At 67.5% G+C, this 26,290-nt stretch carries 22 protein-coding genes; 19 read left to right on the forward strand and 3 right to left on the reverse strand.

Going from position 1 to position 26,290, the window contains the following annotated elements; genetic code table 11:
• The first annotated feature begins 182 nt into the window (after positions 1-182).
• From AC5P8Z_RS11645 to AC5P8Z_RS11655, 3 genes are all read left to right on the forward strand, one after another.
• Positions 183-2,111, forward strand: a complete 1,929-nt coding sequence (locus AC5P8Z_RS11645; protein WP_286069932.1) for a M1 family metallopeptidase — start codon at positions 183-185, stop codon at positions 2,109-2,111.
• A gap of 127 nt (positions 2,112-2,238) precedes the next feature.
• A complete protein-coding gene (locus AC5P8Z_RS11650; protein WP_286069931.1) occupies positions 2,239-2,970 on the forward strand; it encodes a hypothetical protein in 732 nt (243 codons plus the stop codon).
• On the forward strand, positions 2,970-3,590 hold the full coding sequence (locus tag AC5P8Z_RS11655; protein WP_495229079.1) for an HAD family hydrolase: 621 nt from the start codon (positions 2,970-2,972) through the stop codon (positions 3,588-3,590). Before AC5P8Z_RS11650 ends, AC5P8Z_RS11655 begins: the two co-directional genes overlap by 1 nt.
• A 385-nt stretch (positions 3,591-3,975) precedes the next feature.
• On the opposite strand, the gene AC5P8Z_RS11660 is transcribed toward AC5P8Z_RS11655, so the two are convergent.
• Complete coding sequence (locus tag AC5P8Z_RS11660) at positions 3,976-4,914, reverse strand: carbohydrate kinase family protein (RefSeq protein ID WP_019660686.1); 939 nt, start codon at positions 4,912-4,914, stop codon at positions 3,976-3,978.
• A gap of 283 nt (positions 4,915-5,197) precedes the next feature.
• Here AC5P8Z_RS11660 and AC5P8Z_RS11665 point away from each other — a divergent pair, with 283 nt between their 5' ends.
• The 6 genes from AC5P8Z_RS11665 to rodA (AC5P8Z_RS11690) all read left to right on the forward strand — a co-directional run bounded on the left by AC5P8Z_RS11665 (position 5,198) and on the right by rodA (AC5P8Z_RS11690) (position 12,387).
• Positions 5,198-6,244, forward strand: coding sequence for a rod shape-determining protein (locus tag AC5P8Z_RS11665; protein ID WP_005411077.1), 1,047 nt, complete (start codon positions 5,198-5,200; stop codon positions 6,242-6,244).
• Between the two features lie 121 nt (positions 6,245-6,365).
• Positions 6,366-7,466 carry a rod shape-determining protein MreC gene (gene mreC, locus AC5P8Z_RS11670; RefSeq protein WP_286069928.1) on the forward strand — a complete coding sequence of 367 codons (1,101 nt, stop codon included), beginning with the start codon at positions 6,366-6,368 and terminating at the stop codon, positions 7,464-7,466.
• Positions 7,463-7,948: a rod shape-determining protein MreD gene (mreD, locus tag AC5P8Z_RS11675; protein WP_005411075.1), complete on the forward strand. Its 486-nt coding sequence runs from the start codon at positions 7,463-7,465 to the stop codon at positions 7,946-7,948. Before mreC ends, mreD begins: the two co-directional genes overlap by 4 nt.
• 3 nt (positions 7,949-7,951) lie before the next feature.
• Positions 7,952-10,027 (forward strand): penicillin-binding protein 2, encoded by a 2,076-nt coding sequence (mrdA, locus tag AC5P8Z_RS11680; protein ID WP_495229080.1) that lies wholly within the window; start codon positions 7,952-7,954, stop codon positions 10,025-10,027.
• On the forward strand, positions 10,024-11,136 hold the full coding sequence (gene rodA / locus AC5P8Z_RS11685; RefSeq protein ID WP_286069926.1) for a rod shape-determining protein RodA: 1,113 nt from the start codon (positions 10,024-10,026) through the stop codon (positions 11,134-11,136). The genes mrdA and rodA (AC5P8Z_RS11685) overlap by 4 nt, the downstream gene beginning before the upstream one ends.
• 156 nt (positions 11,137-11,292) lie before the next feature.
• Positions 11,293-12,387: a rod shape-determining protein RodA gene (gene rodA, locus AC5P8Z_RS11690; protein WP_495229081.1), complete on the forward strand. Its 1,095-nt coding sequence runs from the start codon at positions 11,293-11,295 to the stop codon at positions 12,385-12,387.
• A gap of 515 nt (positions 12,388-12,902) precedes the next feature.
• Here rodA (AC5P8Z_RS11690) and AC5P8Z_RS11695 read toward each other — a convergent pair.
• On the reverse strand, positions 12,903-13,223 hold the full coding sequence (locus tag AC5P8Z_RS11695) for a DUF8588 domain-containing protein (RefSeq protein WP_495229082.1): 321 nt from the start codon (positions 13,221-13,223) through the stop codon (positions 12,903-12,905).
• Between the two features lie 45 nt (positions 13,224-13,268).
• On the opposite strand from AC5P8Z_RS11695, the gene mltB reads away from it, so the two are divergent.
• The 3 genes from mltB (at position 13,269) to AC5P8Z_RS11710 (ending at position 17,000) form a co-directional block, all read left to right on the forward strand.
• Positions 13,269-14,414: a lytic murein transglycosylase B gene (mltB, locus tag AC5P8Z_RS11700; RefSeq protein WP_495229083.1), complete on the forward strand. Its 1,146-nt coding sequence runs from the start codon at positions 13,269-13,271 to the stop codon at positions 14,412-14,414.
• Positions 14,411-15,679, forward strand: a complete 1,269-nt coding sequence (locus AC5P8Z_RS11705; protein ID WP_295566958.1) for a septal ring lytic transglycosylase RlpA family protein — start codon at positions 14,411-14,413, stop codon at positions 15,677-15,679. Before mltB ends, AC5P8Z_RS11705 begins: the two co-directional genes overlap by 4 nt.
• Positions 15,680-15,779: 100 nt before the next feature.
• Complete coding sequence (locus AC5P8Z_RS11710) at positions 15,780-17,000, forward strand: D-alanyl-D-alanine carboxypeptidase family protein (protein ID WP_286069919.1); 1,221 nt, start codon at positions 15,780-15,782, stop codon at positions 16,998-17,000.
• 239 nt (positions 17,001-17,239) lie between these two features.
• Here AC5P8Z_RS11710 and AC5P8Z_RS11715 read toward each other — a convergent pair whose 3' ends face one another.
• The gene (locus AC5P8Z_RS11715; RefSeq protein ID WP_495229084.1) at positions 17,240-18,304 is read right to left on the reverse strand and encodes a lipid A deacylase LpxR family protein; all 1,065 of its coding nucleotides are present in this window, start codon (positions 18,302-18,304) and stop codon (positions 17,240-17,242) included.
• A gap of 391 nt (positions 18,305-18,695) precedes the next feature.
• Between AC5P8Z_RS11715 and AC5P8Z_RS11720 the strand changes: the two genes are divergently transcribed.
• From AC5P8Z_RS11720 to AC5P8Z_RS11750, 7 genes are all read left to right on the forward strand, one after another.
• Entirely contained in the window at positions 18,696-19,631 is a 936-nt protein-coding gene (locus tag AC5P8Z_RS11720) for a CsgG/HfaB family protein (protein ID WP_495229173.1), read from the forward strand.
• 168 nt (positions 19,632-19,799) lie between these two features.
• Positions 19,800-20,078: a YbeD family protein gene (locus tag AC5P8Z_RS11725; protein WP_005411067.1), complete on the forward strand. Its 279-nt coding sequence runs from the start codon at positions 19,800-19,802 to the stop codon at positions 20,076-20,078.
• Complete coding sequence (gene lipB, locus AC5P8Z_RS11730) at positions 20,066-20,776, forward strand: lipoyl(octanoyl) transferase LipB (RefSeq protein WP_495229085.1); 711 nt, start codon at positions 20,066-20,068, stop codon at positions 20,774-20,776. Before AC5P8Z_RS11725 ends, lipB begins: the two co-directional genes overlap by 13 nt.
• Before the next feature lie 18 nt (positions 20,777-20,794).
• Positions 20,795-21,805: a lipoyl synthase gene (gene lipA, locus AC5P8Z_RS11735; protein WP_286069915.1), complete on the forward strand. Its 1,011-nt coding sequence runs from the start codon at positions 20,795-20,797 to the stop codon at positions 21,803-21,805.
• 278 nt (positions 21,806-22,083) lie between these two features.
• Complete coding sequence (locus AC5P8Z_RS11740) at positions 22,084-24,261, forward strand: carboxy terminal-processing peptidase (RefSeq protein ID WP_495229086.1); 2,178 nt, start codon at positions 22,084-22,086, stop codon at positions 24,259-24,261.
• Between the two features lie 183 nt (positions 24,262-24,444).
• Complete coding sequence (locus AC5P8Z_RS11745) at positions 24,445-25,035, forward strand: DUF2242 domain-containing protein (protein WP_495229087.1); 591 nt, start codon at positions 24,445-24,447, stop codon at positions 25,033-25,035.
• Between the two features lie 17 nt (positions 25,036-25,052).
• Entirely contained in the window at positions 25,053-26,288 is a 1,236-nt protein-coding gene (locus AC5P8Z_RS11750) for a hypothetical protein (protein ID WP_286072062.1), read from the forward strand.
• The last annotated feature ends 2 nt before the right edge of the window (positions 26,289-26,290 follow it).

Here is a 26,290-nt window from a genome sequence, read left to right on the forward strand (position 1 = left end):
GGTGCCGACCTTGGTCGGCACGGGCCTGCCACATGCGATGAGAGATTCGTGCCAACCAAGGTTGGCCCTGCCCGCGGCGCAGCCGCAGGATCGGCCTTGGCCGCATTACCCCGCACCGCGCAACGCCTGCGGGGCCAGAGGGAGGTACCATTGGGGTTTGAACCCCGTAACGGTCCCGATTCATGCGTAATCCGCTGATGCTCCTTCCGCTGGCCGTGGCCCTGGCCGCCGGCTGTTCCCAGGAGGCGGCCGCGCCCGCCGCCGCCCCGACTGCCGAAAAGGCCCCTGCCGCCCCCGTGAACGCCGAGAACCGCAGCCACGACGAAAGCTCGTACGCCGAGCCGGACAAGGTCGTCATCAAGGACATCGCGCTGGATCTGAAGCTGGACTTCGACCAGAAGCAGATCGGCGGCACCGCCACCTACACCCTGGAATGGAAGCAGAAGGACGCCAAGCAGCTGGTGCTCGACACCCGCGAGCTGACCGTGTCCAAGGTCGAGGCCGTCGCCGCCGATGGCGCACGCAGCCCGCTGAAGTTCGAGCTGGCCGCCGCTGACAAGGTGTTCGGCAGCAAGCTGACCATCGAGGCCCCGGAACAGCCGGCCAAGGTGGAAGTGACCTACCACACCGCACCGACCGCCTCGGGCCTGCAGTGGCTGGCACCGTCGATGACCGAGGGCAAGAAGCTGCCCTTCATGTTCAGCCAGTCGCAGGCCATCCACGCCCGTTCGTGGGTGCCGCTGCAGGACACCCCGAGCGTGCGCTTCACCTACAGCGCGCACGTGGTGTCGCGCCCGGACGTGATGGTGCTGATGAGCGCCGACAACGATCCGAAGGCCGCGCGTGACGGTGACTACACCTTCAAGATGCCGCAGCCGATTCCGTCCTACCTGCTGGCCATCGCCGCCGGTGACCTGGTGTTCGAGCCGATCTCCGGCCGCTCCGGCGTCTGGGCCGAGCCGACCATGGTCAACAAGGCCGCCAAGGAATTCGAAGACACCGAAAAGATGATCGGTGCCGCCGAGAAGCTGTACGGCGAATACCGCTGGGGCCGCTACGACATGCTGGTGCTGCCGCCGTCGTTCCCGTTCGGCGGCATGGAAAACCCGCGCCTGACCTTCGCCACCCCGACCGTGATCGTCGGCGACAAGTCGCTGGTCTCGCTGGTCGCGCACGAACTCGCGCACAGCTGGTCGGGCAACCTGGTGACCAACGCCAGCTGGAAGGACATCTGGCTCAATGAAGGCTTCACCACCTACGTCCAGGGCCGCATCACCGAAGCCCTGTACGGCAAGGAGATGGCCGAGATGGAGAAGCAGATCGACCAGACCGACCTGCTGGCCGAAGTGAAGGACATGAGCCCGGCCGACCAGGCGCTGGCGCTGCCGCCGCTGAACGAGCGCGACCCCGACGAAGCCCTCAGCCAGGTGGCCTACGTCAAGGGTTCGTGGTTCCTGGAGTTCCTGGAACAGCGCTTCGGTCGCGAGACCTTCGATCCGTTCCTGCGTGGCTGGTTCGATGACCACGCCTTCCAGAGCGCGAACACCGACCAGTTCGTCGACTACATGAAGAAGAACCTGCTGCCGAAGAACCCGTCGGCCGTGACCGAGGCCGAACTGAAGGCCTGGCTGGACGAGCCGGGCATCCCGGCGTTCGCGGTCAAGGCGCAGTCGCGCAACTTCAGCAGCGTCGATACCGCGCGCATCGCCTTCGTCAGCGCTGGCACGGTGCCGAGCAGCCAGGTCATCGCCGACTGGAGCACGCAGGAATGGGTGCGCTTCATTGACGGCCTGGGCGCGACCCAGCCGCTGGACAAGCTGGCCACGCTGGACAAGGCGTTCCACTTCACCGGCACCCCGAATGGCGAGATCGCCATGCGCTGGTACCCGCTGGCGATCCGCAGCGGCTACGAGCAGGCCAATGAAGGCGCGGCTGCGTTCATCGAGCGCGTCGGCCGTCGCAAGCTGATCATGCCGATCTACGCCGAACTGGTGAAGACGCCGAAGGGTCTGGAGCTGGCCAAGCAGGCCTTCGAAAAGGCCAAGCCGGGCTACCACCCGATCACCACGGCCTCGGTGCAGGACATGCTGGCCAAGGCGGAAGCCAAGTAAGCGGTCGTGCCGGCCGCCGGCCGGCAACCGGTCATTGCTTCACCACCAACGGCGGGGAAACCCGCCGTTGGTGTATCCGCTTTTCGCTGCCGATAGAATCGGGATGCACCCGCAAAGGACCTCCGCCATGAAACGACTGATCCTGCTCACCGCTTGCACCCTGGCCCTGGCCGCCTGCAGCAATCCCGAGGAAGAGCGCAAGGCGCAGGAAGCCGCCGCGGCGGCCGTGCAGGCGCAGAAGGAGGCCAAGGCCGAGGACGTCGCCAAGCAGTACGACATGGCCGTGGCCGCACAGGACTGGGAGCGCGCGCGCCTGCATGGCGCCTCGCTGCTGGACCAGTACAAGGACACCGCCGCCGCCGAGCGCATCGCCGCCGGTTTCGATGATGTAAAGGCCAAGGGCGATGCTGCGCACGACCTGCGCCGCATGCAGGGGCTGTGGCAATACAACCAGATTCCGGTCGGCAGCAAGGGCAACCAGGTCTCGGCGTCGATCTACAGCAAGGAACGGGTGGATGTGGACGGCAGTGGTGCCAAGCCGGTGCAGCTGGTGTTCCGCGATCACCCGGAGTGGAAGCGGCACGCTTACCTGGTGCTGCAGGCCGGTGATTTCCGCTGCCCGCAATGCACGGTGAAGGTGACCGTGGACGACGGCAAGCCGGTGTCGATGGCGGCGTGGCGCCCGAAGACCGATGAAGCCATCGCGATGTTCATCACCGACCAGAAGGCGCTGTGGAAGCTGGCGCGCAAGGGCAAGTCGATCAGCATCGAGTTCCCGGTCAAGGCGGGCGGCACGCGTACGGCCGTGTTCGAGACCGGGGGCGTCGACGCCAGCCGCATGCCGCAGTGGTGGCAGTGATGATCGCGACGGACAGCGCGGTGAACGTGTTGTCCGCGATCCGGCACTGGGTGTTCGACATGGACGGCACGCTGACGGTAGCCGTGCATGATTTCGCCGCGATCCGCCGCGCACTGCAGATCGCCGCGGAGGAAGACATCCTCGACCATATCGCGGCGCTGCCGGACGCACCGGCGCAGGCCAAGCGTGAGTGGCTGCTGGATCACGAACGCGCGCTGGCCGAGGACGCGCTGCCGGCGCCGGGTGCGGTGAAGCTGCTGCGTGCGCTGGCAGCCGACGGTTGCCGGCTGGGCATCCTGACCCGCAACGATCATGCGCTGGCGAAGCTGACGCTGGACGCGATCGGGGTTGGGGAACTGTTCGACGATGCCGACATCATCGGCCGCGATGAAGCGGTGCCCAAGCCCTCGCCGGATGGCCTGCAGCAGCACCTGCGGCGTTGGGGCATCGCGGCGGCAGGGGCGGTGATGGTGGGAGACCACGCCTACGACCTGGAGTGCGGCCGTGCGGCCGGCACGCATACCGTGCTGGTCAACCTGCCGGAGAACCCGTGGCCGGGTCGCGCCGACTGGCATTTCGCTGATTGTCGCGCCTTGCTGGCGGCGTGGCAGGCCACATGACCGTGTAGAGCCGAGCCCACGCTCGGCTGCTCTGCGGTCAGATCGCGCTGGCGCGCGCAAGCCGAGCATGGCTCGGCTCTACGGAGCGCAGGCAACGTGCCGGTGGGAGGTTCCGGTAGTGCCGGCCGCTGGCCGGCAGTGTCGACCAAGGTCGACACCTACCAGGGCACAGCTCGCCGATTGCCGAGCGTTGCTGGCGGCCTGGCCGGGCGGCTGACGATGTAGAGCCGAGCCCACGCTCGGCTGCTCTGCGGTCAGATCGCGCTGGCGCGTGCGAGCCGAGCATGGGCTCGGCTCTACACAGCGCAGGCAACGTGCCGGTCGGCGGTTGCGGTAGTGCCGGCCAAGGTCGACACCCAACGAGCAGATGCGCGGGCAGTTCGGCTTACGCGCTCAGCGCGTAACCGAACTGCTGCTTGAACTGCTCGTTGAACTCATCAAAGGTGAAACGCTGGTTCTGCGTGCCCGGGTGCTCGACCTTCAGTGCGCCCATCAGGTTGCCCATGCGGCCGATGGTCAGCCAGTCGTAGCCCTTCTGGATGCCGTAGATCAGGCCGGCGCGGAAAGCGTCGCCACAGCCGGTCGGGTCGACCACGCGGCGCTCGTGCGCCGGCGGGATGTCGTAGCTCTTTTCCGGGGTGTGGATGACCGCGCCCTTCGGACCACGGGTGGTGATGTAGGCCTTGACCCGGCTGACGATCTCCTTCTCGTCCCAGCCGGTGCGCTCCTGCAGCAGGTTCGACTCGTAGTCGTTCACCACCACGTAGTCGGCCTGGTCGATGAAGGCGCGCAGCTCCGGGCCGTTGAACAGCGGCATGGCCTGGCCCGGGTCGAAGATGAACGGGATGCCGTCTTCGTGGAATTCCTGCGCGTTCTGGATCATGCCTTCGCGGCCGTCCGGCCCGACCAGGCCCAGGGTCACGCCCGGCACGCCGCGCACGTGGTTCTCGTAGGAACGCATCATCGCGCCCGGGTGGAAGGCGGTGATCTGGTTGTTGTCGTGGTCGGTGGTGATGAACGCCTGCGGGGTAAACAGCTCATCGATCACGCGCACGCGCGACAGGTCGATGCCCAGGCCTTCGAAGTACTCGCGGTACGGGCCGAAGTCCGAGCCGACGGTGCCCATCGGGATCGGCTGGCCGCCCAGCAGGTGCAGGTTGTAGGCGATGTTGCCGGCGCAGCCGCCGAACTCGCGGCGCATGCGCGGGACCAGGAACGACACGTTCAGGATGTGCACCTTGTCCGGCAGGATGTGATTCTTGAACTGGTCCGGAAACACCATGATGGTGTCGAAGGCAAGAGAACCACAGATCAGAGCGGACATCGATGTAAGCCTATGCGGTGAATTTTGGGGTGGGCCGGCCCGGTTCGGCGGGCAAGCAAACGGCGCCCTTGGGCGCCCGACGGCGCAAAGGTTACCCGCTGGTGCCGCTCAGGGCCAGAACCGGGTGATGCCCGATCCGGCCGAAAGCCTGTCAAGACGCGGGTTCAGCTAGTTTTTTCCTTGCTCGGCGGCAGGCGGGTTGCTAGGCTTGTCGGCCTCGATTTCTGCCCATTTTTTCGCCATCCCGCGGCGGGCACGACACCCCTCAGGACTCCTTCCTCAGATGTTCAAGAAACTCCGTGGCATGTTCTCCAACGACCTGTCCATCGACCTGGGCACGGCCAACACCCTCATCTACGTGCGCGGGCAGGGGATCGTGCTGAACGAGCCGTCGGTCGTGGCCGTGCGCCAGGACCGTGCCATCGGTGGCACCCGCTCGGTGGCAGCCGTGGGCGCCGAGGCCAAGCAGATGCTTGGCCGTACCCCGGGCCACATCACCACCATCCGCCCGATGAAGGACGGCGTCATCGCCGACTTTACCTACACCGAGGCGATGCTCAAGCACTTCATCAAGAAGGTGCACAAGTCGCGCGTGCTGCGCCCGAGCCCGCGCGTGCTGGTCTGCGTGCCGGCCGGTTCGACCCAGGTCGAGCGCCGCGCGATCAAGGAATCGGCCGAGGAAGCCGGTGCCCGTGACGTGTACCTGATCGAAGAGCCGATGGCGGCCGCGATCGGTGCCGGCATGCCGGTCACCGAAGCCCGTGGCTCGATGGTCATCGACATCGGCGGCGGCACCACCGAAGTGGCGGTGATCTCGCTGAACGGCATCGTCTATTCGGCCTCGGTCCGCATCGGCGGCGACCGCTTCGACGAATCCATCACCAACTACGTGCGCCGCAACCACGGCATGCTGATCGGTGAAGCCACCGCCGAGCGCATCAAGGTCGAGCTGGGCTGTGCCTACCCGCAGGCCGAGGTGCAGGAGCTGGAGATCTCCGGCCGCAACCTCGCCGAGGGTGTGCCGAAGATGATCAAGATCAGCTCCAACGAGGTGCTTGAAGCCCTGCACGAACCGCTGTCGGGCATCGTCAGCGCGGTCAAGCTGGCGCTGGAGCAGACCCCGCCGGAACTGTGTGCCGACGTTGCCGAGCGCGGCATCGTGCTGACCGGTGGCGGCGCCCTGCTGCGTGACCTGGACCGCCTGATCTCCGAGGAAACCGGCCTGCACGTGCAGGTGGCCGACGATCCGCTGACCTGCGTGGCCCGCGGTGGCGGCCGTGCGCTGGAGCTGGTGGACATGCACGGCAACGAGTTCTTTGCGCCGGAATAAGCCGTCCCGGCCGTTCCTGCCCGCCGCGCCCTTCCGGGGTGCGGCCCGCCGTCATGGCGGGCCGGCACCGGCGGGGCGCCCGCGTGTTTCCCTCCCGCCTTCTGCCAGTTGAATCGTTGCCGTGCCGCCCTACGCCGGTCCTCCCGTTGCCTCCCGATCCGGTGATGCCGCCAGCCCCCTGCGGTTGCTGGCCTACCTCGCGCTGGCCATCACCCTGATCGTCCTTGACGACCAGGCCGGCTGGCTGGCGCGCCTGCGTGAGCAGGCCAACAGCCTGGTGCAGCCTGTGTGGGCGCTTGCCGGCCTGCCCGGCAAGCTCGGCAACCAGGTCAAGGATTCCGCGGCCAGCCATACCCAGCTGGTCACCGAGAACCGTGAACTGCGCAACCAGCTGCTGCTGGCCAACGCGCGCCTGACCCGTCTGCAGACCGCTGCGCTGGACAACGCCCAGCTGCGCGAACTGCTGAACGTGGCCGAGCGCAGTGGCCTGGACGTGCAGCTGGCGCCGATCCTGGACATCGACCTGGACCCGGTGAAGCAGCGCCTGGTGCTCGACGCCGGCAGCCGCGAAGGCGTGCACGTCGGCCAGGCGGTGATCGACGCTGGTGGCCTGATGGGGCAGGTGATCAGCGTCACAGGTGGTACCTCCACCGTGCTGCTGCTGACCGACCCTGACCACGCGGTGCCGGTCACCGTGGCCCGCAACGGCGTGCGCCTGATCGTCTACGGCCGCGGCGACACGCTGGAGCTGCGCGACATCCCGCTCAGCGCCGGCGTGGAAGTGGGCGATGAGATCGTCACCTCCGGCCTCGGTGGCCGCTTCCCGGCGGGCTTCCCGGTCGGCACCATCACCGGCCTGCGCCCGGACGACACCCATGCCTTCCTGGTCGGCGAACTGAAGCCGGCTGCCCAGCTGGACCGCGGCCGCGATGTGCTGCTGCTGCGCCCGGGTGCAGCGATCCGCATTCCGCCGGAGTTGCGCCTGCAGCTGGAAGCCGACGCTCCGGGTGGCCCGGCCACCGGTGCTGCTGTACCGGCGGCCACATCGCCCACTGCGGCCCCGGCTTCGGCGGTGGCAACGCCTGCGCCTGCAACGGCGACCCCGGCTGCGACCAACGCGCGCCGCCAGGCCGCGCCGCCGGCCCCATCGCCAGCCGAGGCCGCGTCAACCGTGCCGCAACCGACTGAACCGCCCCCGCCCGCGGCAGAGGCCCAGCGATGAGCCGCCTGCGCGACAACCCGTGGGTGCTGCCGGCCAGCCTGGTGGTGGCCCTGCTGCTGGGCCTGCTGCCGCTGCCTGCGTTGCTGCAGCCGCTGCGCCCGTACTGGCTGGCGCTGGTGCTGGCGTACTGGGTGATCGAGACGCCCGAGCGCGTCGGCCTGGGCATCGCTTTCGCCAGTGGCGTGGTGGCCGACCTGCTGTACGGCGGCGTGCTCGGCGAACAGGCGCTGCGGCTGGTGATGCTGGCCTTCATCCTGCAGCGTTTCCGCGCCCGCATCCGCTTCTTCCCGATGTCGCAGCAGATGCTGGCCATCGGTGGCCTGCTGTTCAACGATCGCATCGTCAGCGCACTGGTGCATATCCTGGTGGGCGAGCCGACCCTGCCGTGGTCGTACTGGTGGGCGCCCTTGCTGGGCATGGGCCTGTGGCCGCTGGTGTTCGTGCTGCTGGACGCAGTGCGTTTCGGCAAGCGCGGGCGCTGAGCCATGATCCCGCGCCGCCAGGTCAAGAATCCGCACGCGGAAGCCGAACAGTTCCGCCGCCGTGCGGCGCTGGGTTTCCTGGGCGTGCTGGTCTGCCTGCTGGGCCTGGGCGGTTGGTACTTCAAGCTGCAGGTGCTTGACCACGACGTCTACGCCACGCGCTCTGAAGCCAACCGCATCAAGCCGCGGCCGGTGGTGCCCGGGCGCGGCATGATCTACGACCGCAACGGTCGCCTGCTGGCCGAGAACGTGCCAGCGTTCCGCCTGGACGTGACCCCGGACAAGGTCAAGGACATGGACGCCACCTTGGAAGGGCTGGCGAAGATCATCAGCATCAGCCCGGAAGAGCTGGAAGCGTTCAACAAGTCGCGCAAGGCGCGCCGCAAGTTCCTGCCGGTCACGCTGAAGCTGCGCATGAGCGACGAGGAGATGGCGCGCTTCGCCGTCGACCGCTGGCGCTTCCCCGGCGTCGAGCTGGAGCCTTACCTGACCCGGCGTTATCCATACGGCGATCTGTTCGCGCACATCATCGGCTACGTCGGCCGCGTCGACGACAAGGATCTGGAGATCCTCGGCGAGGGCAATGCCGCGCTGACCCACATCGGCAAGTCCGGGCTGGAGCGCTATTACGAGCAGCAGCTCCGCGGCAAGGTCGGCTACGAGCAGGTCGAGACCAACGTGCAGGGCCGTGCCATCCGCACCATCGGCCGGGTGGCCGCGCAGTCCGGCGCCGACCTGCGGCTGTCGATCGACGCCGACCTGCAGCGCGCCATGGTGGCCGCCTTCGGCGATCAGGAAGGCTCGGCGGTGGCGATGGATCCGCGCACCGGTGAAGTGCTGGCGATGGTCAGCCTGCCGTCCTACGACCCCAACCTGTTCGTCAACGGCATTTCCCATGCCGACTTCAAGGCGCTGAACGAGAACCCGTCGCGGCCACAGTTCAACCGCCTGGTACTCGGTGGTGTCGCTCCCGGTTCCACGCTGAAGCCGCTGATCGGCCTGGCCGGCCTGGACTCGGGCGTGCGCCGCCCGGAAGACAAGGTGCTGTCCACCGGCATGTTCTACCTGCCCGGCACCAGCCGTGGCTGGGGTGATGCGCATCGCGGCGGCCACGGCTGGACCGACCTGCGCAAGTCCATCGCCGAGTCGGTCAACACCTATTACTACAAGCTGGCGCTGGACCTGGGCATCGAGCGCTTCGACCATTACATGGAGTACTACGGCTTCGGCCAGCCGACCGGTATCGACCTTACGGGCGAGATCGGCGGCATCCTGCCGTCGCCGGCCTACAAGCGGAAGAGCCGCAAGGAAGCCTGGTACCCCGGCGATACGGTCAACATCAGCATCGGCCAGGGTGACTGGAAGGTCACGCCGCTGCAGCTGGCGCGCGGTGTCAGCGGCCTGGCCGACGGCCAGCTGCGCACCCCGCACCTGGTGATCCAGCAGCGCGACGGTTTCGACAGCGACTGGACGGCGACGCCGCCCGGCGAGAGCAAGCCGGTCAGCCCCAACCCCAACAACGTGCAGGCGGTGCGCGAGGGCATGATGGCGACCATGCGGCCCGGCGGCAGCGGCTGGCGCGTGGCGGTCGGTGCGCCGTACGTGATGGCCGGCAAGACCGGTACCGCGCAGGTCATCAGCCGCAAGGGCACCGCAGCCGTGAACCCGAAGAGCCTGCCGATGCACCTGCGCCACCGCGCGCTGTTCGTCGGCTTCGCGCCGGTCGAAAACCCGGTTATCGCGATCGCGGTGGCTGTGGAAGGTGGCGGTTACGGTGGTTCGGCTGCTGCGCCGATCGCACGCAAGGTGTTCGACGCCTACCTGCTGGGCAAGATGCCCGAAGGCATGCAGCCGCTGGACAGCGAGCGTGGCACCACCGCCATCGGCGCCACCGCGTTCGACAACGAAGACGCCGGCGCACGCCAGGCCGGTGACCTGGCGGCCGCGCAGCTGGGCGAACACCCGGTGCAGGTGGGGGCACCCACGCCCGAACCGGCCCCTGTGCCGCAGCCGGGCGCGCCGGCCGCTGCCGTACTGCCGGCCACGCCACGCCCGACGGTTGCGGAGCCCGCCCGATGAAAGTGTTCCTGCGCTGGGCCGGCGACATGCTGCGCCGCTTCTTCAGCACGCTGGACTGGGTGCTGTGCCTGGCCCTGGGCGCGCTGATGGTGATCGGCCTGGCCACGTTGAAGAGCGCCGGTGGCGATGGCCTGGTGATGGCCCAGGGCGCGCGTTTCGCGGTGGGCATGGCGGCACTGTGGGGTATCTCTCGGGTGCCGATCCTGCGCATCCGCTCAGCCACGCCGATGATCTATGCGATCTCGATGATTCCGCTGCTGGCGGTGTTCGTGCTCGGCACCGGCAAGTACGGCCGGCAGTGGCTGGACCTGAAGTTCTTCTACCTGCAGCCGGCCGAGCTGCTGAAGGTCAGCCTGCCGATGATGGTGGCCTGGTACCTGCACAAGATGCCGCTGCCGCCGCGCTTCAACACGGTGCTGGTGGCCTTGGTCATCATCGGCGTGCCGACCGGCCTGGTGATGCTGCAGCCGGACTTCGGTACCGGCGTGCTGATCGCCGCCAGCGGCGTGTTCGTGCTGCTGCTGGCGGGCCTGCCGTGGTGGTGGGTCGGCCTGGGCGTGGGCGGCGTGGCCGCGGTTGCGCCGGTGGCCTGGTTCTGGCTGCTGCGGCCTTACCAGAAGGACCGCATCATGATGTTCCTGGACCCGGAGATGGATGCGCTGGGGGCCGGCTGGAACATCATCCAGTCGAAGATCGCGATCGGCTCCGGCGGCTTCGATGGCAAGGGCTGGGGCGAAGGCTCGCAGTCGCACCTGAACTTCATTCCCGAGCAGACCACCGACTTCGCGTTCTCTGTGCTGAGCGAGGAGTTCGGCTGGATGGGTGTGGCCCTGGTGCTGACCCTGTACCTGGTGGTGATCGGGCGTTGCCTGTGGATCGCCAGCCAGTCGCGCGATTCGTATTCGCGCCTGCTGGCCGGTGCCACCGGCCTGGCGTTCTTCGTCTACGTGCTGGTGAACGGCGGGATGATTTCCGGCTTGTTGCCGGTGGTGGGCGTGCCGATGCCGCTGATCAGCTACGGCGGCACCTCGGCCGTATCGCTGCTGGCCGGCTTCGGCCTGGTGATGGCGGTGCGCAGCCACAACCCGGTGCACGGCGGCTACGGCTAGCCGCCGCGCTTCCTGCTCCTGCTCTTTGTAGAGCCGGGCCATGCTCGGCTGCCCTCCGTGCAATGCGCACGTGTTCCGAGCCGCGAATGACTCGGCGCTGCATAAGCACATCGGCCATGACAGCTTCACGCAAGCACGCATTGCTACCGTGCCCGCGTGGAATGGAAACGACTGCTTGGCGGCTGCCGTGAGGCCGTGCGCACGATTGATCTGCCGTTGCTGGCCGCGCTGTTGATCCTGATGGCGGCGGGCCTGGCGGTGCTGCACAGCGTGTCCGGTCCGGTGGCCGGGCAGGCGGCGCGATTCGCCGGTGGCCTGGCCGCGATGTGGGCGTTGTCGCGTGTTTCGCTGCCACGCCTGCGCGCGTGGGCGCCGGCAATCTATGGGCTGTCGATGCTGCCGCTGATGGCGGTGTATGTGATCGGTACCGGCAAGTACGGGCAGCGCTGGCTCAATCTGGGCGTGTTCTACCTGCAGCCGTCCGAGCTGCTGAAACTCAGCCTGCCGTTGATGATGGCCTGGTACCTGCATCGGCAACCGCTGCCACCGTCGGCGCGCACCGTACTGATCGCCGCCGTGCTGATCGGCGTACCGGCGGTGCTGATCCTGCTGCAACCCAACCTCGGTACCGCCACGCTGGTCACCGCCAGCGGCGTGTTCGCGCTGCTGTTGGCCGGGTTGCACTGGGGTTGGGTGGCCACCGGCGCGACAGGCCTGGCGGTGGCTGCGCCACTGGCCTGGTTCGGCCTGCTGCGGCAGTACCAGAAGGATCGCGTGCTGACCTTTCTCGACCCTGCGGCGGATCCGCTCGGCACCGGTTGGAACATCCTGCAGTCGCGCATCGCGATCGGTTCCGGTGGTTGGCAGGGGCGTGGCTGGGGGCAGGGCACGCAGGCCACGCTGGATTTCCTGCCCGAGTACACCACGGACTTTGCGTTCTCGGTGCTGGCCGAAGAGTTCGGCTGGATCGGCGTGGCGACCGTGTTCGCGTTGTACCTGTTCGTGGTCGGGCGCTGCCTGTGGATCGCGGTGCATGCGCGCGACACGCACGCGCGGTTGCTGGCCGGCAGCCTGGGGTTGGCGTTCTTCGTCTATGTACTGGTGAATGGCGGGATGATTTCCGGGCTGCTGCCGGTGGTGGGCATCCCGATGCCGTTGATCAGCTATGGCGGCACCTCGGCGGTGTCGCTGCTGGCGGGTATCGGGTTGGTGATGGCGGTGCGGGGGCACCGGCCCGTGCACGGAGGATAGGTTTCCAGCCAACGGCGCAGCCCCTCGTGGGTGGTTGGGCTGGTCGCTTAAAGCCGGATTGCTGAGGGCTGGCCGGGTGGGTGGGTCGTGCGGGGACGCCGTAAACCCCTCCATGGGGGCTTGGCCGCGGCATCCATGCCGCGGACACCCCGCACTACCCACCCACCCGGCCCCTGACAGTTCACGGGTGTTCTCCATCCACGGAGAAGAAAAAGAAGATCAAAGGCAAAAGCAGCTTGGCCGGTTGCTTCATTGCCTCCTGTAGAGCCGAGCCATGCCCGGCTCACGAGCAAGCGCAGCGCCGCGACCCGCTTTTGAATTTTCTTTTCTTTCCGTGGGGGAACGCGCTCGGCACCCGGCCCCACCCGTGAATTGCTTCTCGCGGGCACTCACGAGGGGCTGCGCCGTCGGCTGGAACCTTCCTGACTCTGCGCAACGCCTGTTGTGGAAGCGTTCTCACAACAACGCGCGCATGCCTGCCCACCGACCAAAGTCCATAAAAATTGTTAATGAGTTCACACTTTTACGCCGCGTTGATCCTGATCAATGGACTTGTCGTAATCGGCCTGCACAATGACGGCCCGTTCGGCACGGCGCGCCGTCAATCGTTGCAGCGCGAGGGGGCGTCGGGCGGGAAGCAGTACTGATCCAACGGGTACAGGGAGCGCGGGGAACTGCCACTGGGGAGCGGCAGCCGCGCAGGTACCGACCGGATCCGGTCGCCGGTTGCGTCTGCGGGGATGGGGACGCAACCGGCCACCTCTATCTGAATGGGGAAGCCTTATCACGACGTCTTCACATTTCCCGCTGAACGCGGGCAAATCGTTGTGATTCATGGTGTTAGGGGTTTTAATTCATCCATGACCTGCTAACCTGCGACGATGATTCGACGCACTCTGGCCTGCATGCTCACCCTCGGCCTGGTCGCCTGCGCGACCCCGCCGAAGTCCCCACCGTCTTCGCCCCAGGCCAGCAGTACGCCGCGCCAGCCCGCCACCCAGGCCCATGGTCCGGCCGAGGCCGCACCTGAAGCCATCGCCGCCACCGCGCCGCCGGTCGATCTCACCCCGGTGCCGTTCGAGGTCGCGCGGGCCCGTTTCATCGCCGATACCGCCAAGCGCTATGGCCTGAAGCCGGAGCAGATCAGCAGCGTGCTCGACCAGGCGCAGGTGCGCCAGCCGATCATCGCCGCGATGTCGCGCCCGGCCGAGCGGGTCAAGCCGTGGAACGAATACCGGCCGATGTTCATCAGCAAGGCACGCATCGATGGCGGCCGTGCGTTCCTGGCCGAACACCGCGCTGAACTGGACCGCGTGCAGCAGCGCACCGGCGTGCCGGCCGAAGTGATCGTGGCCATCATCGGCGTGGAAACCAGTTACGGAAAGAATGCCGGCAGCCACCGCGTGCTCGATGCGCTGTACACGCTGGCGTTCTATTACCCGCGCAGCGGCGACCCGGCCAAGCTGGAACGCGAAGTGCGCCGCGAGCTGTTCTTCCGCGATGAACTGGCCAAGCTGTTCGAGCTGGGCCGCGAAGAGAAGCTGGACATCACCACGCTCAAAGGCAGCTATGCCGGTGCGATGGGCATGGGCCAGTTCATGCCCTCCAGCTACCTGGATTACGCCGTGGATGGCAACGGCGATGGCCGCCGCGACCTGTTCACCAGCTACGACGACGTGTTCTCGTCCATCGCCAACTACTTCGTCAAGAAGGGCGGCTGGGTGCGTGGCGGCCAGGTGGCTGTGCCGGCCACGCTGGCGCCGGGCCGCGAAGAGTTCAACCCGACCGAATGGATGCCCACCTGGTCGCTGGCCGACCTGGCACAGCGCGGCTACCAGCCCAGCGCGCCGGTGCAGCCGGGCGCCACCGCCACGCCAATCACGCTTGAAGGCAGCACCGGCAAGCAGTACTGGCTGGGCTTCCAGAACTACTACGCGATCACCCGCTACAACCTCTCGAAGATGTACGCGATGGCCGTGTTCCAGCTGTCCCAGGCCATCGCCGGACAGGAGCTGCCCCCGGCATGAACATCAGATGGCTGGTTCCGAGCTTGATCGTCCTCGCGCTTGCGGCCTGCAGCAGCGCGCCGAAGAAGCCGGCCACGGCTGGCCATGGTGGCAAGTCCAGCGGCACGCTGGTGCAGGGCCGCGGTTCGCGCCCGGCGCACTGCCCGGAAGGTTCGCCCTATGCGGCAGCCAAGGAAGACCTGAGCACCCGCGGCAACTACACCGCCGGTGGCCTGTACAAGCCCGGGGTGAAGGACAGCACGCCCACCTACATTCCCAACGTGGCCTGCATTCCCGAGCCTGAAGTAACCGCCGAGGAACGCTCGGCGATCGGCAACAAGTCGCCGTACGTGGTGCTGGGCAAGTCGTACAACGTGCTTGACGACACCCGCAACTACGTCGAGCGCGGCACCGCGTCGTACTACGGCGCCAAGTTCCATGGCCGCCTGACCTCCAACCGCGAGGTCTACGACATGTACCAGTTCACCGCCGCGCACAAGACGCTGCCGCTGCCCAGCTTCGCCCGCGTGACCAACCTGGACAACGGCGAGTCGGTGATCGTGCGCGTCAACGATCGCGGTCCGTTCCATGATGGCCGCGTGGTCGATCTCAGCTACGCCGCCGCCGTGCGCCTGGGTATCACCCAGCGCGGTACCGGCAACGTCGAGGTGCGCGCGCTGCAGCCGGGCGAGAGCAACCTGCTGGCGCAGAAGCCGTCGCGCCGCGAGCGTCGCGCGGCCGAAGCGGCCGCGACCACCGCCGTGGCCAGCGCGCGGCCCGTACCGGCCGCACGTGCGCCGGGCGACAGCGACATCGATCGCCTGGTCAACCGCCTGCCCACCGATGGCGCCCCGGCGCGTGGCCAGCCGGCCACCACCCAAGGCGTGGCCAGCACCGTGCCGGATGTGGCGGTCAGCAGCCTGCCGCCGAGCGCGCCGCCGGTGCGCAGTACGGCACCGGCATCGGCCGTGGTGGCCAGTGCTGGCCCGCGCGCGGTGGTACCGCCACCGGTGCGTGCCACCCCGGCAGCACCCAGCCTGTCGCAGCAGATGGTCGGCGCGGTGATGGTGCAGGTCGCCAGCTTCTCCAACCGCGACAACGCCAACCGCGCGATGGGGCAGCTCAGTGCCGCCGGCATCGTGGGCGCGACCATCAGCGACATCGCCGCCGGTGGCCGTACCCTGTTCCGCCTGCGCGTTCCCGCCAGCGACCATGCCAGTGCCGCGGAACTTGTCGGTCGCATCGCCGGTCTGGGCCTGGGTTCGCCGCAGATCGTCAAGGATTGAACCGCCCGGGCCGGTGCTGCCGGCCCGTGCTCCCCCGGCCTTACAATGGCCATTACGTTCCACCCTCCATTCCCGGCCGTCCCCTGGAGCCTGCTGTCCAATGAATTTCCGTTCCGCCGCCACCGCCCTGGCCGCCACCCTGGTGGTGGGCCTGGCTTCCGCCCAGACGCCGCTGCCGACTCCGGCCACGCCGGCGCCCGCCGCCGCCGCTGCCGCCCCGGCCACCGTCGCCACTCCGCCGGCCCCGGTGCCGAGCGTGTCCAAGGCCTGGGTGCTGATGGATTACGCCACCGGCCAGGTGCTGGCGGGCCAGAACATCCACGAGCAGTTGGCCCCGGCCAGCATCACCAAGGTGATGACGTCCTACGTGATCGCCGCCGAGGTCAAGAACGGCAAGGTCCGTGCAGATGACCAGGTGATGATGAGCGAGCGCGCCTGGCGCGAAGGTGGCGCCGGTACCGACGGCAGCTACAGCGGCTTCCCGGTCAACCAGACCGCGCGCCTGGAAGACATGGAAAAGGGCATGGCGATCCAGTCCGGCAACGACGCCGCGATCGCCCTGGCCGAGCACGTGGCCGGCAGCGAAGAAGCCTTTGCCTCGCTGATGAACAGCTACGCCGCCAAGATCGGCATGAAGGACTCGCACTTCGTCAACGCCCACGGCCTGACTGCACAGGGCCACCACAGCACTGCCTACGACCTGGCGCTGCTGGGCCGCGCGATGGTGCGCGATTACCCGGAAACCTACGCGTACAACAAGATCAAGGAATTCCAGGTCGGCAACATCAAGCAGCCGAACCGCAACCTGCTGCTGTGGCGCGATGGCAGCGTGGACGGCATCAAGACCGGGCACACCTCCGAAGCCGGTTACTGCCTGATGAGCTCGGCCCAGCGTGGCGACCAGCGCCTGATCGCCGTGGTGCTGGGCGGTGAGTCGGAGAAGCAGCGTGCCGATGACAGCCTGGCCCTGCTGAACTGGGGCTTCCGCTTCTTCGAGACCCATCGCCTGTACGAGCCGGGCAAGGCCGTGGCCGAGCACAAGGTCTGGAAGGGCACCACCGACAAGGTGCAGCTGGGCGTGGCCCAGCCGATGCTGGTCAGCGTGCCGCGCGGTCGCTACAACGACCTGAAGCCGAGCATCGACGTGCCCAAGACCCTGGAAGCGCCGTTCACCGCCGGCCAGCCAATCGGCACCGTGAAGGTCACCCTGGATGGCAAGGTCATCGCCGAGGCACCGCTGGTGGCCGTGGCTGCCGTCGAGCAGGCCGGCTTCTTCAAGCGCCTGTGGGACAGCTTCTGGATGTGGTGGGAATCGGAATGATCCACGTATCCGCGTGCTGAAGGAAAAGGCCGGCGAATGCCGGCCTTTTCCGTTTCCGGGATGGCGGTTGCGGATGCGGGTAGTGCCCGCCGCTGGCCGACTCCTCATGGCCACAGCCGGATACGCCCGCTGCCGGCCAGCGGCCGGCACTGCCCTCAGCCCCTCGCTTACAGCGATCGATGCAAACCGGTGTGCCGACCAACGGTCGGCACCTACCCGCTTCACCATCAGCCCCTCGCTTACAGCGAGCGGCTGATGGTGAAGCTGCCGAACACCGGGGACTGGCGCTGGCCGTAGAACTCGCGGGTGCTGTGGTAACGCGCGACGGCGAACTTCCAGCGCCCGCGCATCACCGCAATACCGTAGCCGCCTTGGGTGACAACGTGGCGTTTGTCCACGCTGTGGCTGCTGCGGAAGGTGTTGCCGTCCAGGGTGATGTCGCGGATCACCCACGCCGCGTCGGTGGTCGCGAACAGGTGCCAGGACCAGCCGCTGGGGCGGCCGCCACGGGTGGGCGCGGTGTTCTCGCCGGCCGGGCGCAGCGGCGTGCTGCCGAAATCGTCCGGCAGCTTCCAGCCGAAGCGCACTTCGCCACCGGCGTTGGCCTTGGTTTCCAGGTTGCCGATCGCACCGCCGTAGTGGCTGATCGCATCCCAGCCCCAACCGCCGGCGTTGACGCTGGCGTCGGCCGGCCAACGGCGCATGCGCTCGTGGGTCAGCATGAAGACCGGCTCGTTGTGCAGCTGGTTGTCCCAGCCCTCGAACTTCTTGTCGCCCAGGATGTTGTGCACCGCATCCTGCACCTGCCTGCCCTGTGCCCACGGCCCGACCACGCCCACCGCCAGCTGGGTGGTCTGCAGGCGGTCGCCGCTGCGTGCGTTGAAGCCGAAGCTGGCCAGCAGCACGCCGGCATACGGCCGGTCATCCTCGATCAGGTCGCGGCGGGTGGGGTCGCTCGGGGTGAAGATGCCCTGGCCGATGCTGAAGATCATGTTCTGCTGCTCGAACTTGCCCGGGTGCAGGCCTTCCAGATACCGGTTCACCCAGCGTGCCATGCGCGGCAGGCACGGGTCGTCGGTGTAGTCGACCAGGTTCGGCGAGACCAGTGTCAGCTGTGCGCCGTTGGTGTAGCCCTGGTCCTGGTGGCGGCCGCCGAACAGGTCGTTGTCGACGCGGAAGTTGACCTGCGGCGGGTGGTCGCGCATCGCGTCCGGGCCACATTGTTCGGCCGCCTGGGCGGCAAGGGGGAGGGCAGCGGCAAGCAGGCTGGACAGCCCGAAGGCTGCAAGGCAGCGGGGACTCATGGGGGGCGGATTCTTTTGTCGTTTTCAGCCGCGACACGGTACCCCCACGTGGCGGCCGAAACGACCACATGCCGCTCACTTGTCTGTTCCGAAAACAACATTGTCCCCCTGACACAATGTGATACGTGGGGGGCGGCGGAAGCCACGGCGCCACGGCACCTGTGTGCCGAGCGTGCCGTCATCGACATTTTCAGTCAGCTGCGGTTGTGGTTGGGGGTGGGCATGCCCTATTCTCTGCGCCGACGCCTGGGGGGCGTCGCAAAGGATTCAGGTCCCAGACCCTTTCTCAACCATGGATTGTGCTTCGCCGTCGGCGAAGCGCTGGATGACTCAAATGAACAAATCGAATTCGCTCGCCCATGCGTTGGCTTGCGCGCTGCTGGGCGTTGGCATGGTGGCTGTCAGTGCCCCGGCGTCGGCTGGCCTGCGCGACAGCTTTGCCAACAGCCGTACGTCCGCCCAGGAGCAGAGCAAGAAGGGCCAGGCCGAGATTCCGGTCTGCACCAAGCCGCTGGGTTCCATCTCGGTGATCGAGCCGGAAGACGTGGTGAACTGGTGGACCGGCCAGCAGCTGCCGGCGCCTTCCAAGCTGATCAAGGTGTTCGTCAACAAGTCCAAGTGCTTCACGCTGGTGGACCGTGGCGTCGGCATGGCCGCTGCCCAGGCCGAGCGCGCGCTGGCCAGTGAAGGCCAGCTGCGTGGTCGTTCCAACATCGGCAAGGGCCAGATCCGCGCCGCCGACTACGTGCTGGTGCCGGACCTGATCTCGCAGAACAGCAACGCCGGCGGCAACGCCATCGGTGGCCTGCTGGGTGGCCTGATCGGCGGCAAGGCCGGTGCTGTCGTCAGCGGCCTGAACTTCCGCAGCAAGACCGCGGACGTGACCCTGACCCTGACCGACGTGCGCTCCTCCGAGCAGGTGGCGATCGTTGAAGGCAACTCCAAGAAGACCGACCTGGGCTGGGGCGCCGGAGGCGGCCTGTTCGGCGGTGGCGGTATCGGCGCGATGGGCGTGGGTGGCTATGCCAACACCGAAATCGGCCAGGTGATCACCCTGGCGTACCTGCAGGCCTACACCAACATGGTGGCCGAGCTGGGCGGCCTGCCGGCCAATGCCTCGGCCGCCAACGCGGGCCAGGCCGTGACCATGCTGAAGGCGGGCCGCCTGCTGGCCAATGCCAAGGGGACCGGCGCGCCGGTGCGCTCGCTGGAGCCGGGCATGCTGCTGTACCCCACCGGCGTCAAGGAAGGCACCATGTGGGAAGTGGAAGACGAAATGGGCAACAAGGGCTGGGTCAATTCCACCCTGATGGAAACGGCCAAGTAAGCCGACTGCGTGCCGGCCGCGTGCCGGCACGCGTCCGCTGCCCGGGCCGGCCTTCGTGGCCGGCCTTGTCGGTTGCGCGGCCCCCTGCAACGCAGCGGCTCGCCGGTGCCGCCTTTGACTTTGATGAATACTCTTGGGTTTGTTGGCCTGCGGCCCGATAATGGGTCCATGGAAATCAAGTCCGACAACCCCGACCACGGCTTCCAGTTCCCCGGCCAGTTCGAGCTCAGCGCCATGGGCCCGGCCAACCGCGGCCTGGAACATGAGCTTCCCCGCCTGCTGCTGGCCGCCGGCATAGATGTCGTGAATGAACGCATCAGCTGGAAGCACTCGTCCAACGGCAAGTACGTGTCCGTCCGCATCGTGTTCAAGGCCGAGAGCCGCGAACAGTACGACCTGGCCCACCAGGCGCTGCGCGACCACCCGGAAGTGAAGTGGACGCTGTAGCCGACAGCTGCCCGGCCGAAGCCGCCCCGGAAAACCGCGCGCCGCGCCCGGCCGTGGTCCGCGACCTTGGGCGCCAGGGCTATGAGCCGGTGTGGCGTGCCATGCAGCGCTTCACCGACCAGCGCTCCGACGAACACGCCGACGAACTGTGGGTGGTCGAGCACGACCCTGTATTCACCCTGGGCCAGGCCGGCAAGGACGAGCATGTGCTGGCGCCGGGCGACATCCCGGTGCTGCATGTGGACCGTGGCGGCCAGGTGACCTATCACGGCCCCGGCCAGATCGTGGTCTATCCGCTGCTGCGCCTGCCGCGGCTGGGCATCGGTGTACGCGACTACGTGTGCCGCATCGAACAGGCCATCATCGACACCCTGGCCGAGTGGAACATCGGTGCCGAACGCCGCGAGGGCGCCCCGGGCGTCTACGTGGGGGGCGCCAAGATCGCCGCACTCGGCATCCGCGTGCGCCGCGGCTGCACTTTCCACGGCCTGGCCTTCAATGTGGCCATGGACCTGGAACCCTTCCACCGCATCAACCCCTGTGGCTACCAGGGGTTGCAGGTGACCTCGGTGGTAGACTTGGGTGGCCCGTCCGGGATGGACGCCGTCAAGCCGGTGCTGCTGGACCACCTGGCCCGCCAGTTCGGCCTGCTGCTGCAGCCTACGCCCGAACTGCCCGATCTTTCTGCGGCCGCCTGACCGCCCCCCGGAACTGCCATGACTGAAACCACCGCCCGTTCCATTCCCCTGCAGATCGTGCAGGGCGACTCTCCGTCCGCCGCGCCGTTGCAGGTGGGTGTCAAGCAGATGGGCGGGGACAAGATCAACCGTTCGCCGGTTCAGTTCGCCGATGCGCCGGTGCTGCGCAAGCCGTCCTGGATCCGCGTGCGCATTCCCTCGGGCAATGCCGTGCAGAACCTGAAGGCCAAGCTGCGCGAGAACCGCCTGGTGACCGTGTGCGAGGAAGCCAGCTGCCCGAACATCCACGAATGTTTCAGCCACGGCACCGCCACCTTCATGATCCTGGGCGAGGTCTGCACCCGTCGCTGCTCGTTCTGCGACGTGGCCCACGGCCGCCCCAAGCCGCCGGATGCCAATGAGCCGGCGACCCTCGGCCAGACCGTGGCCGACATGGGCCTGAAGTATGTGGTGGTGACCAGCGTCGACCGCGATGACCTGCGCGACGGTGGTGCCCAGCATTTCGTCGACTGCATCACCGCCATCCGCGCCAAGTCGCCGGGCACCCGCATCGAGGTGCTGACCCCGGACTTCCGTGGCAAGGGCCGCATGGAGCGCGCGCTGGAGATCCTGGCGCAGAACCCGCCGGATGTGTTCAACCACAACATCGAGACCGTGCCGGACCTGTACCGCAACGTGCGCCCGGGTGCGGACTACCAGTGGTCGCTGAACCTGCTGAAGAACTTCAAGGCGCAGCATCCGGACGTGCCGACCAAGAGCGGCATCATGCTGGGCCTGGGCGAAGACTTCGAACAGATCAAGGCCACCCTGCGCGACCTGCGCGCGCATGACGTGGACATGATCACCATCGGCCAGTACCTGCAGCCGACTGCGCACCACCACCCGGTGCTGAAGTACTGGACCCCGGAAGACTACAAGGCGCTGGAAGACTACGGCTACGAGCTGGGCTTCAGCCACGTAGCCTCCGGCCCGATGGTGCGCTCGTCGTACCACGCCGACGTGCAGGCCAAGGGCGCCGGCGTTTCCTGACACCCTGCCGGTGGGTGGGAGCTGCTTCTCCTGTGGGTGCGGACCGTTGGTCCGCACACCTCTGCCTGCCGTAGAGCCGAGCCCATGCTCGGCTGCTTGCTGCCGGCCAGCCGAGCATGGGCTCGGCTCTACATGCATTCACAATTCGCTACACCGGCCCGGCTAGGCTGGTTTTCCACCGAGCGCGGCCGGGTGACAAACCCGGCAACTTTCGGCACTGTCGTGGTGTCTGAACACCACGCAGTCTCCCCCTTGGCAAGGCGCCTTCGAGCACGTCAATGAAATTCAAAGCCCCCGCATTCCTGATGGCCCTGGCGCTGGTCGCGCCGCTGGCGTTGGCGGCCAAGGCCGACTCGCCTGCGCTGCCCGCGGCGGCCACCGCCGACCAGGTGACCACCTCCAAGCTGGTGTACGGCCTGCTGTCCGACAGCCGCTACGCCTACCGCCCGCGCGCGCTGGACGAGGCCACCTCCAAGGACGTGTTCAAGCGCTATCTGGAAACGCTGGATGGCGGCAAGCAGTACTTCACCCAGGCCGACGTGGCGCGCTTCGCGCCGTTCGAGGCCAACATCTCCTCGGCCATCCGTGGTGGCGAGCTGGAGCCCGCGTTCCAGGTGTTCGCCGTGTACAAGCAGCGCGTCGGTGAGCGCGTGGCCTATGCGCGCAAGCTGCTCAAGCAGGAGCCGGACTTCACCACCGACGAGCGCTTCGAGTACGACCGCAAGAAGGTGCCGTGGGCGGCCAGCAGCGCCGAGCTGGACGAGCTGTGGCGCAAGTCGGTCAAGAACGACTGGCTGCGCCTGAAGCTGGCCGGCAAGAAGCCGGATGACATCCGCAAGACGCTGGACAAGCGCTACGCGACGCTGGAGAAGTCGGTCAATGAACTGAAGGGCGAGGACGTCTTCCAGTTCTTCATGAATTCGTACACCAGCGCCGTCGATCCGCACACGGATTACTTCACCCCGCGTACCGCCGAGAACTTCAACCAGGCGATGTCGCTGTCGCTGGAAGGCATTGGCGCGCAGCTGCAGCGCCAGGACGATGTGGTGGTGATCCGCGAGATCATCGCCGGTGGACCGGCGGCGGTGGACGGCACGCTGAAGCCGGGCGACCGCATCGTCGGCGTCGGCCAGGGCAAGTCCGGCCAGGTCGAGGATGTGATCGGCTGGCGCATCGACGATGTCGTGGCCAAGATCCGTGGCGCCAAGGACACCGAGGTCAAGCTGGAATTCATCCCGGCGGCCGAAGGTGCCGATGGCAAGCACCACACGCTGGTGCTGACCCGGCAGAAGGTGCGCCTGGCCGAACAGGCCGCCAAGGGCGAGACCATGACCATCCCGGCCGCCAATGGTGAGCCGGCGCGCAAGATCGGCGTGATCAAGCTGCCGACGTTCTACCAGGACTTCGAAGGCCGTCGCCGCAATGCCGCCGACTATGCCTCGGCCACCCGCGACGTGGCCAAGCTGTTGGCCGGTTTCAAGAACGACAAGCTGGACGGCGTGGTGCTGGACCTGCGCAACAACGGCGGTGGTTCGCTGGATGAAGCGATCGAACTGACCGGCCTGTTCATCGAGCAGGGCCCGGTGGTGCAGGTGCGCGAGTCCGGTGGCCGCGTTACCGTCAACAGCGATCGCAACCAGGGCGTGGCGTGGGACGGCCCGCTGGCGGTGCTGATCAACCGCGGCTCGGCCTCGGCCTCGGAAATCTTCGCCGGCGCCATCCAGGACTACGGCCGTGGCCTGGTGATCGGTGAGACCAGCTTCGGCAAGGGCACCGTGCAGAACATCGTCGACCTCGACCGTTGGCCGAGTGGCGAGACCCAGCGCTTCGGCCAGGTCAAGCTGACCATCGCCCAGTTCTTCCGCATCAGCGGAAGCAGCACCCAGCACAAGGGCGTGGTGCCGGACCTGGCCTTCCCGGCCAGCGTCGATGCCACCGAGTTTGGCGAGAGCACCTACGACAACGCCTTGCCGTGGACCCGCATCGCGGCCGTGCCGCACACCCAGTACGGCAACTTCGCGCCGCTGCTGCCGAAGCTGGAAACCCGCCACGACGCCCGCATCGCCACCGACAAGGAGTTCCAGTGGTGGAACGAGGACGTGCAGCAGTTCCGCACTGAAGCGGCGAAGAAGTACATCTCGTTGAACGAGGCGACCCGTCGCGCCGAGCGCGAGCGCCAGGACACCCAGCGCAAGGAGCGCCAGCAGCAGCGCAAGGAACTGGGCCTGGCCCTGGACCCGCTGGCCGATGACAGCAGCGATGACGGCCTGACCGGCAACGAGCGCGACATCGTCAAGGATGCCGCGCGCGAGAAGGCCGCCGAAAAGCGACCGGACCCGCTGCTGCGCGAATCGGCCTCGATCCTGGCCGACGCGGTGAATCTGCTGGCCAACGACCGCCCGCTGTCGGCGCAGGTGCTGCCGCAGTCCACCGGTGCCGGTCGCTGGGCCGACTGAACCGGCAGGTGCATGTGTAACGGAGGGGCCGGCATTGCCGGCCCTTTCCTGTTTGAGGGCCTCGTTCCCGGCGCTACCGGCGCATGAACCGTCAGCAACGGTGGCAGCTCGTGGCGCCGGTTTCGACCTGCTGCACACGGTGACGGGACTACCCTTGGCGGCACCGTCCTCGCAGGAGTACCCATGCGGGCCTCCCGTCTTTCCAGCGTTGTCGTGGCGCTCTCCGGCGCCCTGATCCTGTCGGCCTGTGGTGGCCGTGCCGCCGACAGCACCCTGCTGCGTGAGTCCTTCGACTCCGGCGACACCTTCTCGCGCACCGTCGATGGTCGCCCGGCAGATGCGTGTGAAGCGGCACGCCGCACCCTGCTCAGCCAGGGCTACGCCATTGCGCGTTCCGATGCGGCACAGGTGGAGGGCAACAAGAATTTCCAGCCCCGCGATGACGACCATGAGCAACTGGTGCTGCGCATCTCCTGTGCGCCGCGCGGCAGCCAGACGCTGGTGTTCGTCAGCGCGGTGCAGGATCGCTATGCGCTCAAGAAGAGCCCGACCTCGGCCAGTGTCGGTGTCGGCGCGTTGGGTTCGGTATCGCTGCCGTTCGGCAGCAACGACGACTCGCTGGTGAAGGTGGCCAGCAGCACGGTCACTGATGCCGAGTTCTATCGCCGCTTCTTCCAGCGCCTGCAGCAGTACCTGCCATCGGACAGCGGCACGCCCGCGCCTCCCGCGGCTGCAACTCCCGAACCCGCACCGGCCAGCACGGACCAGGGTTGATCGTGCGCGGCAGATGGATGGGCGTGGCCCTGCTGCTGCCCGCGCTGGGCGCGGCAGCCGCGCCGCTGGACTGCACGCAGGGCCTGTTGCAGCGCCTGGGGTGGCACTTCGAAACACGCGCGATCAGTGCACCGCAGGTGCACGGCGGTCCGGTATGCACGCGCGCGTCACTGGCGCAGGCACAGGCGGCGGGTGATCTGCGCGTGCAATGGCCGGCGGAAATGCCGGCTGCCGCCCGCGAAGCGTGGCTGCAGCAGCTGCTGGACGATCCGGCCACGGTCTGCGCCTATGCCTTCCAGCTGGGCGCCGCCACGCAACGTGCCGCGACCGCACTGCAGGGCAACGAAGGCTTTCGTTTCTCCGGCCCCCAACTGGGCTGGATCGGCTTCGGCGTACGCGGCGCACAGGCGCAAGGCTGGCAGCGCACGCGAAGCTTCGGCCGTGGTTTCGTGCCCACTGCGGGCAACAGCCAGGCGCTGCAGGCGTTCTACAGCGGCAAGGTGCGTGCCGAATGCGGGGTCGGTCGCCAGGTCGCACAACTGGCCACCCAGCGCGAACTGTATGGCGACACGGCATTTGATGCCGAATTTGCTGCAGAGGAACTGTCGATCGGCACCTTCCTCGCACTGCACCAGACCGACAGCATCCTGCTCGGCGCGCATGCCGGTGATTTCTTCGCCGATGGCAAGGCGGTACGCACATCGGCGATGGGCCGGCAGGCCTTCGTCGGCGTGCCCGGTTTCATCGAACATGTCTACGAAAAGGGCACGCTGGACGACCTGAGCAACCAGGCCGAGAATTTCGTGGTGGTGTCGGTGGGCGAGGAGGCCGCGCAGGCCTTGGCTGCGCACGGCGGCCTGGCCTGGTACGACCAGCGCAATGCCGAGGTGTGGAAACTGGCGCAGGGCATTCCGCGCGTTGGCCAGCGCTATTTCGAGCGCCTGCTGTTCGAGCGCGATGCGCAGCTGCGCGCGACGCTGGCACCGCGCTACCGCGACACGCTGGCACGCATGGACCAGCTGCTGGACGATCCGTTCTACCAGCAGTTCGTGATCTACGTGCACCCGCGCGGTATACGTCCCATCGGTTACCACATCGCCCGCCTGCTCGACCGCAATCCGCGAACCCCGTTTTCGATCGATCTGGCGGTGCACAATCTGCATACCACGCTCTACCGGCGTTGGCGCGAGGCGCAGCTGCGCCACTGCGCGGCTACCGGCAGGCCAGGCAGCCTGACCCTAGACCCCAACTGAAG

This window comes from Stenotrophomonas sp. YJH_SMC_17 (assembly GCF_059371655.1).

Coding starts and splice junctions, on each gene's coding strand:
- AC5P8Z_RS11645 (WP_286069932.1), top strand. CDS start 183: ATGCGTAATCCGCTGATGCTCCTTCCGCTGGCCGTGGCCCTGGCCGCC.
- AC5P8Z_RS11650 (WP_286069931.1), top strand. CDS start 2,239: ATGAAACGACTGATCCTGCTCACCGCTTGCACCCTGGCCCTGGCCGCC.
- AC5P8Z_RS11655 (WP_495229079.1), top strand. CDS start 2,970: ATGATCGCGACGGACAGCGCGGTGAACGTGTTGTCCGCGATCCGGCAC.
- AC5P8Z_RS11660 (WP_019660686.1), bottom strand. CDS start 4,914: ATGTCCGCTCTGATCTGTGGTTCTCTTGCCTTCGACACCATCATGGTG.
- AC5P8Z_RS11665 (WP_005411077.1), top strand. CDS start 5,198: ATGTTCAAGAAACTCCGTGGCATGTTCTCCAACGACCTGTCCATCGAC.
- mreD (WP_005411075.1), top strand. CDS start 7,463: ATGAGCCGCCTGCGCGACAACCCGTGGGTGCTGCCGGCCAGCCTGGTG.
- mrdA (WP_495229080.1), top strand. CDS start 7,952: ATGATCCCGCGCCGCCAGGTCAAGAATCCGCACGCGGAAGCCGAACAG.
- rodA (WP_286069926.1), top strand. CDS start 10,024: ATGAAAGTGTTCCTGCGCTGGGCCGGCGACATGCTGCGCCGCTTCTTC.
- AC5P8Z_RS11695 (WP_495229082.1), bottom strand. CDS start 13,223: ATGAATCACAACGATTTGCCCGCGTTCAGCGGGAAATGTGAAGACGTC.
- mltB (WP_495229083.1), top strand. CDS start 13,269: ATGATTCGACGCACTCTGGCCTGCATGCTCACCCTCGGCCTGGTCGCC.
- AC5P8Z_RS11705 (WP_295566958.1), top strand. CDS start 14,411: ATGAACATCAGATGGCTGGTTCCGAGCTTGATCGTCCTCGCGCTTGCG.
- AC5P8Z_RS11710 (WP_286069919.1), top strand. CDS start 15,780: ATGAATTTCCGTTCCGCCGCCACCGCCCTGGCCGCCACCCTGGTGGTG.
- AC5P8Z_RS11715 (WP_495229084.1), bottom strand. CDS start 18,304: ATGAGTCCCCGCTGCCTTGCAGCCTTCGGGCTGTCCAGCCTGCTTGCC.
- AC5P8Z_RS11720 (WP_495229173.1), top strand. CDS start 18,696: ATGGTGGCTGTCAGTGCCCCGGCGTCGGCTGGCCTGCGCGACAGCTTT.
- AC5P8Z_RS11725 (WP_005411067.1), top strand. CDS start 19,800: ATGGAAATCAAGTCCGACAACCCCGACCACGGCTTCCAGTTCCCCGGC.
- lipA (WP_286069915.1), top strand. CDS start 20,795: ATGACTGAAACCACCGCCCGTTCCATTCCCCTGCAGATCGTGCAGGGC.
- AC5P8Z_RS11740 (WP_495229086.1), top strand. CDS start 22,084: ATGAAATTCAAAGCCCCCGCATTCCTGATGGCCCTGGCGCTGGTCGCG.
- AC5P8Z_RS11745 (WP_495229087.1), top strand. CDS start 24,445: ATGCGGGCCTCCCGTCTTTCCAGCGTTGTCGTGGCGCTCTCCGGCGCC.
- AC5P8Z_RS11750 (WP_286072062.1), top strand. CDS start 25,053: ATGGGCGTGGCCCTGCTGCTGCCCGCGCTGGGCGCGGCAGCCGCGCCG.